General features: G+C 62.7%; 16 protein-coding genes. 8 read left to right on the top strand and 8 right to left on the bottom strand.

The genetic code is table 11. From position 1 onward, the window contains the following. Nucleotides 1–31 precede the first annotated feature (31 nt). Complete coding sequence (locus DBR16_RS13420) at nucleotides 32–931, top strand: hypothetical protein (protein WP_109261732.1); 900 nt, start codon at nucleotides 32–34, stop codon at nucleotides 929–931. A gap of 170 nt (nucleotides 932–1,101) precedes the next feature. On the opposite strand, the gene DBR16_RS13415 is transcribed toward DBR16_RS13420, so the two are convergent. Then, nucleotides 1,102–1,599 carry a nuclear transport factor 2 family protein gene (locus DBR16_RS13415; RefSeq protein WP_109261731.1) on the bottom strand — a complete coding sequence of 166 codons (498 nt, stop codon included), beginning with the start codon at nucleotides 1,597–1,599 and terminating at the stop codon, nucleotides 1,102–1,104. Nucleotides 1,600–1,712: 113 nt separating this feature from the next. On the opposite strand from DBR16_RS13415, the gene DBR16_RS13410 reads away from it, so the two are divergent. Both DBR16_RS13410 and DBR16_RS13405 read left to right on the top strand, forming a co-directional pair. Beyond that, entirely contained in the window at nucleotides 1,713–2,498 is a 786-nt protein-coding gene (locus DBR16_RS13410; RefSeq protein WP_161539514.1) for a DUF3108 domain-containing protein, read from the top strand. A gap of 54 nt (nucleotides 2,499–2,552) precedes the next feature. Continuing rightward, complete coding sequence (locus DBR16_RS13405) at nucleotides 2,553–3,776, top strand: saccharopine dehydrogenase family protein (protein ID WP_109261729.1); 1,224 nt, start codon at nucleotides 2,553–2,555, stop codon at nucleotides 3,774–3,776. Here DBR16_RS13405 and DBR16_RS13400 read toward each other — a convergent pair whose 3' ends face one another. From DBR16_RS13400 to DBR16_RS13380, 5 genes are all read right to left on the bottom strand, one after another. Beyond that, nucleotides 3,777–4,229, bottom strand: a complete 453-nt coding sequence (locus DBR16_RS13400) for a group III truncated hemoglobin (RefSeq protein ID WP_109261728.1) — start codon at nucleotides 4,227–4,229, stop codon at nucleotides 3,777–3,779. It abuts the gene before it with no gap. Between the two features lie 72 nt (nucleotides 4,230–4,301). Then, nucleotides 4,302–5,360, bottom strand: coding sequence for a helix-turn-helix domain-containing protein (locus DBR16_RS13395; protein ID WP_109261727.1), 1,059 nt, complete (start codon nucleotides 5,358–5,360; stop codon nucleotides 4,302–4,304). An 85-nt stretch (nucleotides 5,361–5,445) separates the two neighbouring features. Next, a complete protein-coding gene (locus tag DBR16_RS13390) occupies nucleotides 5,446–5,781 on the bottom strand; it encodes a UrcA family protein (RefSeq protein WP_109261726.1) in 336 nt (111 codons plus the stop codon). Nucleotides 5,782–6,027: 246 nt separating this feature from the next. Continuing rightward, a complete protein-coding gene (locus DBR16_RS13385; protein WP_109261725.1) occupies nucleotides 6,028–6,996 on the bottom strand; it encodes a beta/gamma crystallin-related protein in 969 nt (322 codons plus the stop codon). Nucleotides 6,997–7,069: 73 nt separating this feature from the next. Then, nucleotides 7,070–7,837 carry a hypothetical protein gene (locus tag DBR16_RS13380; protein WP_125184573.1) on the bottom strand — a complete coding sequence of 256 codons (768 nt, stop codon included), beginning with the start codon at nucleotides 7,835–7,837 and terminating at the stop codon, nucleotides 7,070–7,072. A 160-nt stretch (nucleotides 7,838–7,997) separates the two neighbouring features. Between DBR16_RS13380 and DBR16_RS13375 the strand changes: the two genes are divergently transcribed. Next, a complete protein-coding gene (locus DBR16_RS13375; protein WP_161539513.1) occupies nucleotides 7,998–9,803 on the top strand; it encodes a winged helix-turn-helix domain-containing protein in 1,806 nt (601 codons plus the stop codon). A gap of 3 nt (nucleotides 9,804–9,806) precedes the next feature. On the opposite strand, the gene DBR16_RS13370 is transcribed toward DBR16_RS13375, so the two are convergent. Further along, on the bottom strand, nucleotides 9,807–12,473 hold the full coding sequence (locus tag DBR16_RS13370; RefSeq protein ID WP_109261885.1) for a M14 metallopeptidase family protein: 2,667 nt from the start codon (nucleotides 12,471–12,473) through the stop codon (nucleotides 9,807–9,809). A gap of 83 nt (nucleotides 12,474–12,556) precedes the next feature. Continuing rightward, entirely contained in the window at nucleotides 12,557–14,818 is a 2,262-nt protein-coding gene (locus DBR16_RS13365) for a M3 family metallopeptidase (protein ID WP_109261722.1), read from the bottom strand. Between the two features lie 233 nt (nucleotides 14,819–15,051). On the opposite strand from DBR16_RS13365, the gene ccoN reads away from it, so the two are divergent. From ccoN to ccoP, 4 genes are read left to right on the top strand one after another with little or no spacing between them, the layout of a single operon-like run. After that, complete coding sequence (ccoN, locus tag DBR16_RS13360; RefSeq protein ID WP_233347841.1) at nucleotides 15,052–16,707, top strand: cytochrome-c oxidase, cbb3-type subunit I; 1,656 nt, start codon at nucleotides 15,052–15,054, stop codon at nucleotides 16,705–16,707. Nucleotides 16,708–16,717: 10 nt separating this feature from the next. Then, nucleotides 16,718–17,473, top strand: coding sequence for a cytochrome-c oxidase, cbb3-type subunit II (gene ccoO, locus DBR16_RS13355; protein WP_109261721.1), 756 nt, complete (start codon nucleotides 16,718–16,720; stop codon nucleotides 17,471–17,473). Between the two features lie 11 nt (nucleotides 17,474–17,484). Beyond that, entirely contained in the window at nucleotides 17,485–17,673 is a 189-nt protein-coding gene (locus tag DBR16_RS13350; protein WP_109261720.1) for a cbb3-type cytochrome c oxidase subunit 3, read from the top strand. After that, nucleotides 17,666–18,580, top strand: a complete 915-nt coding sequence (gene ccoP, locus DBR16_RS13345; RefSeq protein WP_109261719.1) for a cytochrome-c oxidase, cbb3-type subunit III — start codon at nucleotides 17,666–17,668, stop codon at nucleotides 18,578–18,580. Before DBR16_RS13350 ends, ccoP begins: the two co-directional genes overlap by 8 nt. Nucleotides 18,581–18,609 lie beyond the last annotated feature (29 nt).

Genomic DNA, 18,609 nt, shown 5'->3' with positions numbered 1-18,609 from the left:
CGGGCCGGAAAGGCAAGGAAAGGAGTTTCCAATGCGTATCATGCTTTCAATCTGTACCGTCCTGGCGACCGCCTCGATGGCCGAAGCGCAGCTGGGATCCGTAACCGGCACCGTCCAGCAGACGACTGATGTAGAAAATGACGAATTGCGGTTAGATCAGGACAGCCGCCTTCGGTCGAGTCTGCAAAGTGGCCAACCAGCTTCGCGACTGGAAATGATGCGGCAACAACAGGCCGTGCGCGAAGCGCGCCGGACAGCGGTAGCCGCCCGCGAGAGCGCCGGACAGGACGCGGCTTCACCACAAACCAATGCCAGCGTTGTGACTGAAGTCGATGCTCAAGCCGATGAGGCTGCGCAGGCCGCAGCACAAACCCAATCTGCGATCACTGCCGGCCCCGAGGGCGCCGGCGCTACAAATGCAGCAAGCGGTCAGGCAGACGCCGCAGACGCTGGCAATGGCCAGCTTTCCAGCCGCTCGGCCGCCAGTATCGAAGCCCGAGCAGCGCCGACGGGAACTGCGACCAGCCGCGTTCTGACTTCGGCCGAAATTGCCGCCAATTCAGCGCGCACGGAGGTGACAACGCATGTCCCGCCTGACGTGAATGTGCAGGTACAGACACCCGAAGCCGTCGTGGTTTCACAAGGCCGGAGCCAGACCTATGCCGGACCGGTCCGGCATTCCGATACTGTCATAATCCGTGATCGCCGTGTGGCCGATGACCGCGGGCCGGCAACCGCGGCGGCTCAACCCCGGCCCGATACGGCGCCGCAATCGGCCACTCGTCCTGCATCACGGGCTTCGGATACGATGTGGGTCAACCGGGACAGTATCCGTGAACATGCTTTTCCGCTGAGCTTTGCGCTCTTTCTCATCCTGTCATTGCTGGTGGCCGCAAGGCTGCTGGCTGAACCTCGCCGTCGACGCCCCTAGGCGGACGGACAATCAACCGGATATCGGGGGGCGGTCAATGCCGCCCCCTTTTTTGTGACTTTGTAACCGCGACCGACGCTCTGACCGTTTAAAGCTGACGGACAATGGAGGCTTCAAGAACCCGGCTTGATGCTGTTCGTTCGAGTGAGTCTGATTTGCGGCTGGCCTGATCAGTCCCGCGCCGGGCAGAGCGCGCCCTCACAGGCTTCGGTCATGAAGGTTTCGGCATCGAGCCGCCATCCGCCTTCATCCAGCGCCCATTTGGCGGCATAACTGCCGGAGACGCTGCCCTGTTCCGGTGATCCTTCCTGCTGGCCAATCCAGTGGCCGTATTCCATGGCCAGCGGCATCAGCGGCGACAGGATGATGCAGTCGGGCGTGCGGCTGTAGATGACGCGATCCTCACGCCCGAAATTACCCTGCCAGAGAGCGAGCTGTGCTTCTGCGCCCAGAAACAGGTCGCTATAGCTGGCAGCGACCAGCACGACGTCCTCACTCAGAATGGCAGCAATGGTGCCGGGGTCGCGTTCGGCAATGGCGGTGTTGAAGGCTGCCCTCGCCGCAAGTATATCGCCTGCAGCGGCAAAGTCGGCGCACGCCGTTTCCTGTGCAATGGCCGTGGCGGCCAGAAACAAAGCGCCCGCCACGCCCGAAACGGTTTTTCTCATACCGGTCTCCCTTTTTCCGGAGCACAGCACGCCTCCGGCGCGACGGCAACTCGACAGGGCGTCTTCACGGGCGCTAGTGTCGGGCAAACCAAATGACTGGAAGGCCTGTTTGCATGACGTTCTGGCCCATCGTCCTGATCCTCTGGCTGGCTTTTCCGCTGACCGCCCCCGCGCTCAACCGCGAGACGCCGCTGTCGATCACGGCGGATTATTCCGCCTCGGTGCTGGTTTTCCGGGTCGGGCGGGTGACGCTGGAGGCCGATCTGGGGCGCGCGGACTATGCGGCGCAGGCGCATGTCGAGGCCGCCGGACTGGCGGCGCTGTTTACCGATTTCGAGATCGATTCCGATGTCGCCGGACGGTTCACCGATGCCGGACCGCAGCCCTCACGCTATGGCCATGTCGAGCGCACGGGCGACAAGACGCGGATCATCGACGTTGCATTTGACGGCGGTGTGGCGCGCTCCACCGCCTCGCCGGACTTTTCCTCCTGGGGCGAGCCGCCGGCGAGCGAGGCGGACCGCACCGGCGTGGTTGATCCGATGACGGCGACCCTGCTCTTGTCGGAAATGGTGGCGGCGTCCGGCGGCGCACCGTGCGAAGGCGCGCTGCCGGTGTTTGATGGCAAGCAAAGGTATGATCTGCTGCTCGCCGCCCGTGGCACCGAGACCATCCGCACACGCGGCTGGCGCGGCGAGGCGCTGGTGTGTGATGCCTATTATGCGCCGGTGTCCGGTTATGACCCGGAAGACTGGCCGGAGCCCGGCGAAACCCGTCACCCGCTGCGCATGTGGATTGCCCCGATTGCGGGCGGCACGGCTTTCCTGCCGGTGCGCCTGCACACGCGCGCCGGCTTCGGCGGGGTGACGGTGGAATTGCGGGCGCTGACCCTGAACTGACGCCTTGACCCGGCGCCGGTCCGCGCGATGTTGAGGGCAAAGGGAGGGTTCGACATGACGCAGCGCCAATACGGAATCGTGGTTTACGGGGCGAGCGGCTTTACCGGCCGGCTGGTGGCCGAATATCTCAACACCGCTTATGGCGATGCGCCGGAGTTAAGCTGGGCCATGGCCGGGCGGTCGGTCTCCAAACTCGAAGCCGTGCGCGAAGAGATGGGCATTTCCGGCAATGTCGACATTCTCGCCGCGGATGCGTCCGATCCGGCCTCGCTGAAAGCGATGGCGGAGAACGCGAGCGTCATCATCACCACCGTCGGCCCCTATCAGCTTTATGGCGAGCCCCTGCTGGCCGCCTGTGTGGAGGCCGGGACGGATTATGTGGATCTGTGCGGCGAGCCCGCCTGGATGGCGCAGATGATCGTCAAATACCAGGAAAAGGCCGAAGAATCGGGCGCACGCATTGTGTTTTCCTGCGGGTTCGACTCGGTGCCGTTTGATCTCGGCGTCTGGTTCCTGCAGCGCGAGGCCAAAGCCCGGCTGGGCCATGTCCTGCCGCGCGTCAAAGGCCGTGTGCGCAAGATGAAAGGCACCTTCTCCGGCGGCACGGCGGCCAGCCTGACGGCGACGCTGGAAGCCGCGTCGAAAGACACGTCCGTCATCAAGCTTCTGACCAATCCGTTCTCTCTGGTGCCGGGTTTCAAAGGGCCGAAACAGCCCCATTCCGACAAAGCCGAATATGATGAAACGGCGCAGTCCTGGACCGCCCCCTTCATCATGGCCCCGATCAATACCAAGAATGTGCACCGCACCAATGCGCTCGCCGGACACGCTTATGGCGCGGATTTCGTCTATGACGAGCGGATGATGACCGGCGATGGTCCCAAGGGCGAGAAACGCGCCAAGGCGGCGGCGCGCCAGGACAAGCTGCAGAACATCATGCTGGCCATGGCCCCGACGCGCTGGCTGTTGAAAACCTTCATGCTGCCCAAGCCGGGCGAAGGTCCCGACAAGCAGGCCCGCGAAACCGGCTTCTATGACGTGCTGTTTATCGGTGAAGGCCAGAATGGCGAAGTGTTGCGCGCCTCGGTGAAGGGCGACAAGGATCCGGGCTATGGCTCGACCTCGAAGATGATTTCCGAATGTGCGCTGTGTCTGCTGCTCGATGTTGGCGGCGACAAGACCGGCGGCGGGATCTGGACGCCGGGGGCGGCGCTGGGCGATGTGCTGATCGGCCGCCTGCAGGCGCATGCCGGGCTGACATTTGCGGTCGAGGACTGATCAGGCGCGGGTTTCCGCTTCCAGGCCGGGCAGGCCGAACAGGGCCAGTTGCAGGCTGCGGGCGATGCGGTGGGCGCGTTCCATGAAATAGGGCACCGCCACCGCTGTGGGTGCCGTGTCCACAAGCGTCTGTTCAAACAGGGCCAGCCAGGTGCTGAAATGCTCCGGGCGAATGGAAGCGTGCTTCTTGTGTGCGGGGACCGGCCTGCCCGAATAGCGCCCGGCATTGAGGGTCACCGAGGCCCAGAAATCCTTCATCCGGGCCAGATGTTCCGGCCAGTGATCGCCAATGGCGTTTTCAAAGACCGGGCCCAGCACGGCGTCAGCCCGCACGCGGCCGTAGAAGGTTTCGACCAGCGTGGAGATATAGGCCTCATCTATGCCCAGAGTGGCGGCATGGGCGCGGATGGCTTCGCGGCGTTCGGCAACACTGGCGGATTGTGGATGCGACATGGCAGGGGGTTGGACGCTCTGCCAGGTGACGGCAAGGCGCGATGTTGCCGCACCCCTTCCGTCAAGGCGCGGTCAGTCCGCCATCAGCGCCTTGCGGCGGAAGCTGGTCGGGGCTTCGCCGGTGGCCTCGCGGAAAGCGCGGTTGAAGCTGGCAATCGAGCCATAACCGAGATCGAGCGCGACCTGCAGGATCTGCAGGCGGGCGCGTTCGGGATCGGCGAGGATTTCCTTGGCATCCTCGACGCGGTGGGAATTGATATAGCTGGAGAAATTGCGGTAGCCGAGGCCGGAATTGATCAGCTTGCGCAAGCGGTGTTCCGGTGTTTTGAGCTGATCGGCCAGCTTGCCGACGGTGAGGCCGGTTTCGCGATAGGCTCCGGCCTGCATGGCCGCTTCCAGCCGGGCCAGAAGCGGGCGGTCGACAGGGTCGATGGCGGCGATGGCGGCCTCGCTGTCATGGTGCTGGCGCACTTCCTTGCGGTCGACAAACATTTCCGGGCTGGCGCGCAGCGCCCACAGGGCAAAGGCGAAGGACAGCGCCAACAGCCAGAGCGCCGAGCCGACAAGATAGGCGGTTTCGGCCGCCGAGCCGCGCAATACGATTTCCAGCCCCATGAGAATCACGGCGGACAGGCCGACCGAGACGGCAATCACGACGCGGAAACGGCGGCGGGTATCGACCAGATCATCCTTCAGGCTGAGCAGGGCGAAATAGGTGGCGTGCAGGAACAGGATGACGGAAATGGATTGTTTGATCAGGGTCATGGCATCGCGCCAGAATGGATCGCTCACCGTATATTGCAGCGGCACAAGAATGAGAATCGGAATGGCCGGCAGAAGATGCGCGGCGCGAAAACGGTACTGGTCGCAGAACAGGGCGAGGCAGAACCACCAGAAGAAGACCCCGTCGAGCCAGCCCAGAGGCTCGATGACATGCTGCCAGATGCCGAGAAGGTCGCGCATGGTCGGTGAGGCGCAGATCATGTAGGCGGCCGCGCCGAGGCCGAAAAGCGCGCCAAGCCGGGCGGCCAGAGAGCGGCGGGCATTCAGAAGCAGAACCGCGCTGGTCAGAAGACACAGCACACCCGCGCTCATGCGGGCGATGATTTCAACAAGGGCGGCGTCCGTCATGACAGGGATTATGCCTCAATCAAAAAGGACCTGCCAGCTTTTCCGTTGCGGAAGGCGCGCGGGAGAAGCTGGCAGGCAGCACTCGCTAGCTGCCACTGGCAGCCAGCACCACGGCTTCCCGTCCATCTGGGGAGACGCTCCGGGCAGCGTGGATTTGGTCAAGTTGCGGGGCGGCAATTTCACTGACGGTACGGGCTACCGTGTCGGCCACGCAGATCCGGGTGGCGGTGGCGGCCATGGCGGAATGGCGGTTTTCATTGGCGCAGACGCGTTCTGCGGCGGTCACAAGGCGCTGATAAACAGCGGCGGAACCGCTGTGGGTGGAAAGTTCGGCCTGCGTGTAGGAGAGCTCTGCGCTGGCGGGATTGCCGGCGACGGCGCTTGCGCCCAGGAGAAGGGCGGGGAGGAGTGCATTCAACATAATCGACCTCGTTTGTTAGGGCCGCGGGGAGGCGGCTGACGAGCTCAATCTGGCGATCTTCCCCCTGCTCTGCTTTGCGATTTCGAAAATCGCGTGATGATTTTCAGAAACGCGCGGCGTTTTTCAGAAACGATCAGTGGCGGGGGTTGTTGTCTGATTGCAGGCTCTTGCCGGTCCAGTGGTGCCCGGTGCGCAGGCGCGAAAAGCCCGGATGCGCGCGGCATCCGGGCTCTCGATCATTCTGCGTCAATCACTGGTGCAGAGCAGGTTGATGATGGCCCCACAATTACGTCCACGACATTGCGTGCCGTCGCCGACATGAACCGTACCGCCATACTGGCTTGGCGGAAGGATCGAGTAATAGGACGCTTCCCGGTAACCGGCCATCCGGCACACCGCATCCGCGCCAGTATCACCACACGTCTGGCTCAGCGAACGTTCGCAGTGGTCAATGGCGCTGCCATTCGCGCGCGGTATGGCAAAGAAGCCGACACCGTTTTCACCGCGGGTTTCGCCGCTGAGTTGCGTGAGTCCGCCGCCCGGCGGCACGATCGGCCGACCCGGGATCGGCGGGCTGCCAATACGACGCATCGAGGAAATATTATTGTTCAATCCCACCGCCGTAAGATCGGCGACAGGCTCGCTGAAGCTGCGGCAGAGGCCGCGATAATTGGCATCGGAACAGACTTGCCAGGTTTCATTCTCGGCCATGACAAGCGAGCCGGTGCGGTCATTAAAACCGGTATTGCTCAGATTGTTGACATCGGACCCGGCGTCGAAAGTCTGGCCGGAATACCCGGCATTGTCGTAAAGCTGCAATCCGCTGCGCGGCAGGAGGACCGGCGTCGGACGGGAAGGGGGCGGAATTGTTGCGAGAACGCGCACCGAGCTGATGCGGTCGTTGAACCCGCCCAGATTCGCGACATCGCTGTTGAACCGCTGGCAGGCCCCGTCGAAATTAACATGTTCGCAAACCTCCCAATTGCCGAGAACCCGCATGGAAGATGCCCGGTCATTGAAGTTGAGGTTCGTCAGATTCGAGCCGTCTTCGCCGGCCTGGATGCGGACGGAGCGCCCGGTAAAATTGGGGCCGTCATAAAGAACGACTTGCGCGCGCCGGCTGAGCGGTGCGGTTTGCTGGGCCATGGCTTCCGCCGTTATGGCCAACGCAATGAAGGCTGCGGCGAATGCAGCCAGGAATGTGTTTGATTTCATGGTCCTCCCCCCGGAGATCAAAATGTCCGGGCAGATCCGGGAACCGGATATCCGCCACGAACGGGTTGGAAAATCAGTGATCGGGCCGGATCGGTTCTGACCCGCTTACATGGTTGTCATGGAAGAGCACGCGGTCGACCCGGCCCATGACATGGTAACATTCGAATCCGCGCTGGTATCCGCTCTGGAACGTCACAGTTCCGGAAATCATCCAGGTTTCCTCGCGCCGGTTCTCACCGCGGCCGAGATTCGAAAAACCGGCGGCACGGGCGAAGGTTGTCATCCGCTCAAGGCATTCCTGCTGCTGGTTCGCTCCCGGTGCCGGATCGTTGAAACCGTAGTCAGCCCCGGATTCCTCCATCGGTACGTTGGTCACCGGCGTGTAGTAATGGAAGGTGATCCTGTCCTCCAACGGCCGACCTTCATAGTCGGTCGGGCCTTCGCAATACCAGCGGGCCATCTGAAAGCCGGTCGGGAAAGACGGCGAGTCGAAGCGGATCATCAGCGACCCGAAGATTTCAGCGCGGCGGCCATCGACAGCGTTATAGGTCGATGTGCATGATTGCTCGTCGGAGGGGGCCGGATACATGCTGACCCATGTACCGGTGAACATGCCCTGGCGATTATTGTAATTTCCCGCAAGCCCGTCGACGTAGTAGACTATGCGGTCCGAGCCCTGAAGAACAGCGTATCCGCCGACCTCGCTCTCATAAACCAGCATGTCCTGCATGTCCTGTCGTTGGCCTGTCCAGAGCTCATCAGCGAGGGCCGGGCCGGGAATGATGCCGGCCAACAGGGAGGCCCCGATAACGGCGGCGGCTAATGTCGTTGAGTGTCTCAAAGTCCTGGTCCATATTGATTTGTGACAATTTTCCGCTGGAAGCTTGCCTTTTGTGGATGTCTGAATCCTGAGTGAAATCTGAGGGAATGCTGAAATCAGTCTTGAAAATGACAATCCGGCCACGGGCCGTGACCTGCCCGACATGACGGATGGCGACAGAATGTCTGTGCCCGTTCTCCGGTCGGGCGAGATCGAGCTGGACCGGCGCCGGGAAATCGTTCGATTCAAGGGGCAGGAGACCAGCCTGCGGGGCCGAAATTACGAGGTCTTGCTGCTCTTGATGCAGCGGGCGCCTGACCTCGTCACCAAGGACGAGATTCTCGATACGGTCTGGACGGACATCCCGGTGACCGAAGGCGTGATACCGACCGCCCTGAAGTCCATTCGCGAGGCGATCGGCGATACGGGCCGAAAATCCACTTATATCGAGACCCGCTATGGACGTGGATACCGGTTCAGCCTCCCGGTAACAGCGGAGGAGGCCGCGCCTTCAGAAGCCGACGGCGAGGCGCGCGGCATTCTGCACCGGATCCGGTTGCGGTCCCGGCCGCTTTTGGCGGGGGGTGTAGCGCTGATTGCGGGTGCATTTGCTTTCGCCGCCTATCTCGCAAGTGACGGCCGCCGCCAGAATGAGCCGCTGCTACAGACGCGGATCGACCCCGCATTCACCGGGCTGGAAGCGCCGCTTCATTCCGAAATGCTGTCCCGCGGCCTGCTGGATGCGGCCGCCAGCCCCCGGGGTTTCGATCTTCATATCGGGCATTCCGACGAAGAGGGCGGGGCCGCCATCCTGACATTGACGCTGGCAGCGACCGGGGAAGCACTGGATGTCCGCTCCATCCCGATCGCCGGTCTGGGAACCGAACAACTGGCGCGCCGGATCGCGGTCGAGAATTCGAATATCCTTCGATGCGCCGATCTCTTGGCCGGCGAGGCGCGGCAAGCCATGGCGGAGTCCGGACGTCTGTTTCCCGAGCTTGTCCGCCTGTGCCGGGCCCTGATGATTTCGGACAATCTGCAGGACCCGGTGAGGATCACCCGCCGGATGCTGGAACAGGGAAGCGATTCGCCCTTTCTGATGTCATTGCATGCGCTGGTGATCATGACCCAGCCCAACCGGTATTTTTTCGGGCGGTCGGTTGGCGAGGTCCAGCGTATCCGTGACGAAGCGGCAAGCCTCGCCGAACTGGCACACGAAGCCCTGCCGGAATCGAATTTCGTCCGGTCAGCCCTTATTCTGAGCCAGCTGGACAGAGAAGCACCCCTGCAACAACTCGACGCCCTGTCAGGCATACCTGTCGAAAGCTGGGCGGGATTCTATGCGACAGCACAGACCGCCGTGATCATGCGTCAGGTCGGGCGCATCAATGATGCACGTTTTCTGGCGCAGGAAGTGGAAAGCCGATGGCCGGCCATTCCGCAACATGTGGTGGGTCAAGCCATTCTCGCCGCTACGGCAGACAGATGGACGGAGAGCCGGGCTCTGCTAAACGACTATCTCTTGCTCTACCCGGACAATGTTCAGGCGAGTCGCCTGATGACGATTTTGAGCGGGTTTTACGGAAGTGATGCTGAACGCAATGCCGTAATGGCGGCACTGTCCATGCCCGATAGTATACGAACATGTTTCGACGTCCCAGAGTCCCTGACGGCAGACGCGGCAATGATCGATCGGATTATCCATGCCTGCCGCGCCCTGGATGTTACGATCGCGGCCCGCCAGCTTGCGCGGATTGGCGAGACATCGGCCGCTCTGGATATTCTGGAGGCGCTCGACCCTGCAGCCCCGGGTATCGCCGTTATTTTCTATTATCCGGAATTCGCTGCGGTCCGGGAAACGGACCGTTTTTCCGCAATTGCCGAAACTTTCGGCCTGCTGGACTATTGGCGCGATAGCGGCGAGCTGCCGGATTTCTGCTATCAGCAGATCGACGCGCCGGTCTGCATGCGGGCCGTGTTTGAATAGCCGCTATCTGAGCCGCCAGGAGCGCGCCGGGGCGAGGATGACGGCGTTCAGGAGTGCCAGATCAAGGCCTTCCTGATAGCCGCGGGCGGTCGGGTCCTGGGTGAAGGCGACCACGAAGCCCGCTCCCGTCCGGCGCGAGACCAGGAAAGGCTTGTAGGCGGTCTGGGCGATGTTTTCCTCCCAGAGATGGCCGGAAGCAACGAGCGTGTCCGGTCCGGCAAAGCGCAGCACGGTGTCGGCCTCGTCCAGCGGCACGGCGGTATAGATGTCCGATCCGGTCACCATGGCGGCCGCGCCTTGCGAATAGCCTGCCGACAGGAAGGCGTCGGCATTGGCGGTAACATTGAGCAGCGCACCCGGAGCCGTGTCGGGCCGGGCATTGCGCGGCTCCAGCGCCGCCTGCAGCGCGCCGTTATCCTCGATGACGCTGCCGGGCACGAGCGCGGTTTCGCCCGCGCCATTGCCCGTTGGCGTATCCGCGGCGCGCTCGCGGCGCAGCGGCAGGAGGTTGATCTCCGGATCGGTGATGAAGCGTGTGGCATCGCCCAGCGCGATCAGCGTGCCCCCGGCCTGCGCAAAGCGCGACAGGCTGGCCGCGCCGGTCTCGCCGATCTCGGCGGCATAGCCGCCACCGCGCTGTTCGGGCAGCAGGATGACGTCAAAACCGGACAGGTCCGCCCGCGCCAGCGTGGCGGCGCGGATGACGGTGACGGGCAAGCCGTAACGCCGCTCCAGCACATAGCGCAGCCCGCCGGCCGAATTCGGATCGGTGCCTTCACCCCAGGCCATGGCAATGCGGGGCGCGACAATGTCGGCAAACTGGCTGGAGCCGAAATTCGGACCGTCCTCGGTCCAGCTGGTGTCCAGCCCGGCGTAGACCGCGCCGATGGTGCGGGCGTGCAGGCGCATCAGGGAATCGAGATGGGCCGGAGCGCTGGCGCGGGCGATCACAACCGATCCGGCGGGAAAGGTCTCGCCCTGGATCGTGAATTCGCTGGCCGCGGTGCGCATCGGCACACCGTCTGCGGCGAGCGCCGCGACAAGACGCGCCTGGCCGGCATCGGTCCAGGGGATGACATAACCGAAGCGGGCGCTGGCCGCGGCTTCGGCGGGCATGGGCTCATCGGCGGTGACGGCGTCGCCCGGCAGGTTGGGGCGATTGGCGCATTCCGTGGAGTCGACATTGAACATGACCGGCAGGGACCAGGCGGTGACGTCATAGAGTTCATGGTCGAGACCGCGTGTGCGGCGGTCTTCCTGCGCGTCGAGGAAATCGTCCGGCAGCGGCGTGTCGCGTTGCAGCAGCGTCCGGGCGAGCTGCCCGGCGGGCTGGTTCAGATCGATATGGAAGCCGCCCTCCGGCAGCGCCGTGCCACAGGCCGTGGTGCCGCCGGCAATTCGCGAAATCTCGATGCCCTGCCGGGCGATCAGACGGGCGAGGCGCTCCGCGCCCCAGCGATTGGTTTCACGTGACAAAAGAATGGCGGCGGGCCCCTCGGCGATCGTGCTGGCGGCGGCGCGTACATCATGGAAGCCGCGCACAAAGCGCTCGCGGTTTTCCGCGGCGGCCTGCGCGGTCGACAGGCTGGCGATGAAGTGATTGGTGACGCCGTCGGCATAGGTCAGATCGCCGCCATTGCGGCGCGTCCAGACCAGGCCGCGGGCCGAGCCCTGCTCATAGGTCATGGCGACGCCGCCCTGCATCATCGGCCAGGTATCGCCATAGCCGGGATAGAAGGCGTCGAAGATCTCGCGGGTGAAATAGTCCGAACCGATGCGGTCGAACCACATCGCATGGTTCTGGCCGATAATGTCATGACCTTCCAGCTGTTCCTCGGTGAGCACCGGATTGACCGGGTCGGCCACGGGCGGGAAGAAATAGGACTGGTCGCCGCCCATTTCATGGGCATCGACAATGACCATGGGCCGCCAGTCGAGCATGGCAGCGGTGCGGCCGCGGGTTTCCGGCTGGGTCATGATGAACCAGTCGCGATTCATGTCGAAGAGATAGTGATTATGCCGCCCGCCCGGCCAGGGCTGGTCATGTTCCGCCGCATAGCGGTAGCCGTCGGCCTGAAGGCCGCGCGCCTGGGTGAAGGAGTTGATGAAGCGGTTGCGGCCATCCGGGTTCTGCACCGGATCGATGATGACCAGGGCATTCTCGCGGATCGTGTTCGCGACCGGGTCATTGGTGGCGGCCAGAAGATGATAGGCCGTGCGCAGCCCGGCATCGGTGGAGGAGATCTCGTCGCCATGCACGCCATAGCCGAGCCAGACAATCACCGGCAGGCGGCCGATCAGCGTGTCACGCTCCGCGCCTGAGAGCCCGCGCGGGTCGGCCAGCGCTTGCAGATCGGCACGAATGCCGTCGAGACGCGCCATCGTCTCCGCGCTGCCGATCACGGCATAGACGAGATCGCGGCCCTCCCAGCTGGTGGCATAGTCAAAGACCTGCATGCGGTCCGGGGCGGCCTCGGCCAGCGTGCGTAGATAATCCACGGCCTCTTCGGGCGGGGTGATCTCTTCGCCGAAGTCATGGCCCAGCGCGCTTTCCAGATCCGGGATGGCGGTATCGTAGCGGGCCTGCAGCGGGGTCGGCGCGGATTGCGCCAGCGCAGCGGCAGACAGGCCAAAAGCGGTCAGAGCGGCAAGCAGGATGCGATGTGTCATGAATAACCCCGGCAGAGTCTGAATGGCGTGCAGATACAAAACGGCCCGGAACATGATGCTCCGGGCCGATTGAATTGGCGAGATTATTCCCCGCCGCTTTCGTCTGTTCCGCCTTCCTCGCCCGGAACCGGGAAGCCGCGATCGCGCATCAGCGGGGCGATGTTGGCATCCCGTCCGCGGAAAGCCCGGTAGGCTTCGGCCGGATCGACCGAATTGCGCGGGGCGAACAGGTGCTCGACCAGCGCCGCCGCCACGGTCTCGTCATAGAAACCGCCGGGCGCTTCGGCAAAGGCTTCTGCCGCATCCGAGGTCAGCACATCGGCCCACATATAGCCGTAATAGCCCGCGGAATAGCCTTCCCCGGAGAAGATATGGCCGAAATGCGGGCTGCGGTGGCGCATGACCAGCTCGTCCGGCGCGCCGAGGCGCTCCATCGTCTCGCGTTCAAACGCGTCCGGATCAATGCCTGTTGGATCGGTCGTGTGGTAGTACATGTCGACCAGGGCCGAGGCGAGATATTCCGTCGTGGCAAAGCCCTGATTGAAGGTTGCGGCGGCCTCGATGCGGGCCACCAGCTCATCCGGCATGGGCTCGCCGGTTTCGACATGGACGAAGTAATTGTCGATCACCTCGTCGGTCGAGAGCCAGCGCTCGAGCAATTGCGACTGGAATTCGGTGTAGTCGCGCACGCCGCCATTCAGCGTCGGATAGGCGACGTTGGAGGACAGGGTGTGCAGGGCATGGCCGAATTCGTGGAAGAAGGTGTTGGCATCATCCCAGGAAATCAGGACGGGCTCACCCGGGGCCGGTTCGACGAAGTTGGAATTGTTCGTCGAGAGCGGGGTTTCCAGACCGTCATAGGTGGTGTGACCGCGGAAGGAAGATGCCCAGGCGCCCGAGCGTTTTCCGGTGCGGGCAAACGGATCCAGATACCAGACGCCGACATGGTCGCCGCTGTCGCGGTCGGTGACTTCATAGACGGTGACGTCTTCATGCCAGACCGGGACGGAGCCATCGGTGATCTGTGTGAACTCGAAATTGAACAGCTCGCCGGAGACGAAGAACATGGCCTGCAGCAGATTGTCGAGCTGCAGATACTGGCGGACCTCGTTGGAGTCGAGCTCATAGCGGTCCTGCCGGATCTTCTCCATGTAATAGCGGTAATCCCAGGGTTCGATGGTGATGTTGTCACCGCGGGCATCGGCGAGCGCCTGCATGTCGGCGACTTCTTCCTCGACCCGGGCCACAGCAGCCGGCCAGACTGCTTCCATCAGTTCCATGGCGCGTTCCGGTGTGCCGGCCATGCGGTTTTCCAGCCGCCACTGGGCGTAATTGTCATAGCCGAGCAGGCCGACGCGCTCGTGGCGGAGCTGCAGGATTTCGGCAATGATGGCGTTGTTGTCGTACTCATCGCCATTATCGCCGCGATTGTAATAGGTGCGCCAGACCGTCTCGCGCAGATCGCGCTCGTCAGAGAAGGTGAGGAAAGGGTCCATCGAGGAGCGGGTATTGGTGATGGCGTATTCGCCTTCACGCCCGCGCTCGGCGGCGGCCGCGGCATAGGCCGAGATCACCGAATCGGAGAGACCGCTCAGCTGGTCCTCTGTGATGTAGGTGACGTAGGATTCCTCGTCGTGCAGCACATTGTTGGCAAATTGCGTGTGCAATTCTGACAGGCGGAGATTGATAGCCGCATAGCGCTCGGCGGCCTCGCCTTCCAGCGTCGCACCATTGCGCGCAAATCCGTCGTAAACCAGCGATACGAGGCGCTGCTGATCGGGACGCAGGCTATCGACTTCCTCGCCTTCATACACCGCACGCACACGCTCGAAGAGCGCCTGATTCTGGGTGATCTGCGAATTATAGGCCGACAGGCGCGGCGAGAGTTCGCGCTGCAGTTCGCGGAATTCCGGGCTCGACATGTTGGACGACCAGATGCCCCAGAAATTGAAAACCCGGCCCAATGGCGCGCCGGCCCGTTCCATCGCGACAATCGTGTTCTCGAAGGTCGGCGGTTCCGGGTTGTTGGCGATGGCATCGATCTCGGCGAGGTGCGCCGCCATGCCGGCCTCGACGGCGGCTTCGAGCTGATCAAGGCTGACCTCGTCGAATTGCGGCACGCCGCCATACGGGCCGGACAATTCGGCGAGCAGCGGATTGGTCTCCAGCTCGGCCTGCCAGTCCGTGGCGCTGTCCTCTGTGGCGGCATCGGCCATCGTGTCATCCATCATGGCGGTTTCGTTGGCAGTGTCTTCCACACTGGCCGCGGTCTCGGCGGCGTCCGGCGCGCAGGCGGCCAGGGTCAGGGCGGCAAGGCTGGTCGTGGTGATCAGAAGGCGTTTCATCGGGTTTCTCCCCTTGAATATGTCAATGGTTGACGCGGAACCTAGCGTCACAAGGGGGAATCGCAAATGCCGCAGTGTCGCAGATTGCGGAAGGTTAATGTTCAATGCCCGCAAGCTGCGGCATTCCGGCGTGTGTCAGCATGCCACATTCTTTTTAGGGGCTTTCCCCTTTTACCTATGGTCAGCCTGTGGAATTATCGCACGGGACGAATTCTTGATCTGGGGGACTATCCATGTCGCAAGCCACAGCGATGCCGGTAAAATCATCCGGCCTCGACGGTATGCTGATCGGGCTGATCTGCATTCTCGGCGCTTTCTGGAGCCTCATGGCAGCTGCCCGCGGCGTTGATCCGCAAATGGTGGCGCATGGCTGGCTGATGCTCGGCGGGTTCATTATCGGCCTGGTGCTGGTGGTGAATGCCTATTCCGCCAATGGCCGGGTGGAAGAAACCGGGCTGTATCATGACAATGTCATCAAGGCCGGCGCGATTGCGACCATGTTCTGGGCCGTGGTCGGCCTGCTGGTCGGCGTGGTGATCGCGCTGCAACTGGCCTGGCCGAACATCTTCTATTTCGAACAATTCGGCTTCCTCAATTTCGGACGCCTGCGGCCGCTGCACACCTCGGCGGTGATTTTCGCCTTCGGCGGCAATGCGCTGATTGCGACCTCCTTCTATGTGGTGCAGCGCACCAGCCGGGCGCGCCTCGCGGGCGGTCTGTGGCCGTGGTTCGTGTTCTGGGGCTATCAGTTCTTCATCGTCATTGCCGCCTCGGGCTATGTGATGGGCGTCACCCAGGCCCAGGAATATGCCGAGCCGGAATGGTATGCCGATATCTGGCTGACCCTGGTCTGGGTCGCCTATCTGATGGTTTTCCTGGGCACGCTGTGGAAGCGCAAGGAGCCGCATATCTATGTGGCGAACTGGTTCTATCTCGCCTTCATCGTGACGATTGCCGTCCTGCACCTGGTCAACAATCTGTCGATCCCCGTCGATCCGTTCGGCTCGTTCAGCTACCGCGTCTTTTCCGGTGTACAGAATGCGCTGACGCAATGGTGGTATGGCCATAATGCGGTGGGCTTCTTCCTGACCGCGGGCTTCCTCGGGATCATGTATTATTTCATCCCCAAACGGGTGGAGCGGCCGGTCTATTCCTACCGTCTCTCCATCGTCCACTTCTGGACGCTGATCTTCATCTATATCTGGGCGGGACCCCACCATCTGCACTATACGGCGCTGCCGGAATGGGCGCAGACGCTGGGCATGACCTTCTCGGTGATGCTGTGGATGCCGTCCTGGGGCGGGATGATCAACGGGCTGATGACGCTGTCCGGCGCGTGGGACAAGCTGCGCACCGATCCGGTGGTCCGCATGATGGTGGTCTCTGTGGCCTTCTACGGCATGTCGACCTTTGAAGGACCGCTGATGAGTATCCGCGCCGTCAATGCGCTGTCCCACTATACGGACTGGACAATCGGCCATGTGCATTCCGGTGCGCTGGGCTGGGTCGGCATGATCTCCTTCGGGGCGATCTATTGCATGGTCCCCTGGCTGTGGAAGAAGAAGGGCATGTGGAGCCGTGCCCTCATCGAATGGCATTTCTGGCTCGCAACGCTGGGCATCCTCCTCTACATCGCGGCGATGTGGCCGTCAGGCATCACGCAGGGGCTGATGTGGCGCGCCTATAATGATCTCGGCTTCCTCGAATACTCCTTCATCGAGACCGTCGAGGCCATGCATCCCTATTACATCATCCGGGCCGGGGGCGGGCTGCTCTTCCTCGCCGGAGCCATTCTGATGGCCTTCAACATGTACAAGACGATCACTGGCGATGTGAGCGAGACCGAAGACGAGGTCACGCCACAACCCCGCGCGATCCCGGCGGAATAGGAGCGGCAGGATGGCTGATACACCGCAAAAACCGAGCTTCCACCAGAAGTTCTTCGAGAAAAACTCGCTGATCCTGACGCTGGGCGTGGTGGTGACCATTTCCATCGGCGGCATTGTCGAGATTGCCCCGCTTTTCTACCTCAACTCGACCATCGAAGAGGTAGAGGGCGTGCGCCCCTACACGCCGCTGGAGCTGATGGGCCGGCAGATCTATATGCGCGAGGGCTGCTATAACTGCCACTCGCAGATGATCCGCCCGCTGCGCGACGAGGTCGAGCGTTATGGCCATTACTCGCTGGCCGCGGAAAGCATGTATGACCGGCCTTTCCAGTGGGGCTCGAAACGCACCGGTCCGGACCTGGCCCGGGTGGGCGGCCGCTATTCGGATGAATGGCACCGCGACCATCTGATCCACCCGCAATCGGTGGTCCCGGAATCCATCATGCCGCCCTATGCCTTCCTGCAGGATGCGGTGCTGGATTATTCCACCATCACCGCGCATTTGCGGGTCAACCAGTTCCTCGGCGTGCCCTATTCGGACGAGGCGGTTGAAAACGCGGTCGCCGATCTGGAAGCGCAGGTCGATGAATTCTCGTCCGGCTATGACGATCTGATCGCCCGCTATCCCGGAGCCCAGATCCGCAATTTCGACGGCAATGCAGAGGTCATCACCGAGATGGATGCTCTCATCGCCTATCTTCAGGTGCTCGGCACAATGGTCGATTTCTCGACCTATTCGCCCGACGCCGAAGCCAATCAGCGCTAGGAGGCCGCGGCATGTATGAGGCACTGGCCGGTTTCGCGCAGACCTGGGGGTTGTTGTTCTTTTTCGCCGTGTTCATCGGCGTTCTGGTCTACGCCCTGTGGCCGAAGAACCGCGAGAAATTCGACGCTGCCGCCCGCATGCCGCTGAATGATGATGCCCCGCCTTCCGAGGACGGGAAAAAGGACGAATCCAATGTCTGAGAAACATATCGATCAGGAAACCGGAACCGAAACGACCGGTCATGAGTGGGATGGCATCCGCGAGCTGGACAATCCCCTGCCGCGCTGGTGGCTGTGGATTTTCTATGCCTGTATCGCGTGGTCGGTGGTCTACTGGGTGCTGATGCCGGCCTGGCCCGCCCCGCCGGGCATGCAGGGCTTCACCGAAGGCGTGGTCGGCAATTCCGAACGTGTCAATGTCGCCGAGGACATGCAGGCGCTGCAGGCCTCGCGCTCGGAATTCTTCACCCGGCTGGACGCTGCGGAAAGCTATGACGCTATCGAATCCGATCCGGCGCTGTTCCGGTTCGCGCTGGCGGCCGGCGAATCCAATTTCGCGAATTTCTGCGCCACCTGCCACGGGGCCGGGGCGCAGGGCTTTACCGGCTATCCCAACCTCAATGATGATGTCTGGCTTTGGGGCGGCTCGTTCAACGATATCCGCACCACGCTGCTCTACGGCATCCGATCGGATCATGCCGAGACGCGGTATTCGCAAATGCCGGCCTATGGCGCGGACGGGCTGTTGTCCCGCGAGCAGATCCGCAATGTCCGGGATTATGTGCTCAGCCTGTCGGGCGGGACCGGATTTGACGCGGCGGCGCTGAGCGCCGGTGCCGAGGTCTTTGCCAGCCAGTGTGCGACCTGTCATGGCGACAATGGAATGGGCGACCGCACCCAGGGCGCGCCGGACCTGACCGATGCCATCTGGCTTTATGGCGGCAGCCCGGAACAGGTCGAAAACTCGATCTGGCGCGGGCCCTTCGGCGTCATGCCGGCCTGGGAGGGCCGTCTTGATGATCCGGTGATCACGGCGCTGACGGCCTATGTCTATTCGCTGGGCGGCGGGGAAGCCGAAACTGCGGCCGAGGGTGCGGCGGGCGAATAAGCCGCATCCCTTCCTCCACCGGAACAAGG

This window comes from Hyphobacterium indicum (assembly GCF_003129605.1).
Classification (GTDB): Bacteria; Pseudomonadota; Alphaproteobacteria; order Caulobacterales; family Maricaulaceae; genus Hyphobacterium; species Hyphobacterium indicum.
The sequence above is the reverse complement of the archived record's forward strand: the minus strand, read 5'-3'. Positions and strand labels throughout refer to the sequence as shown.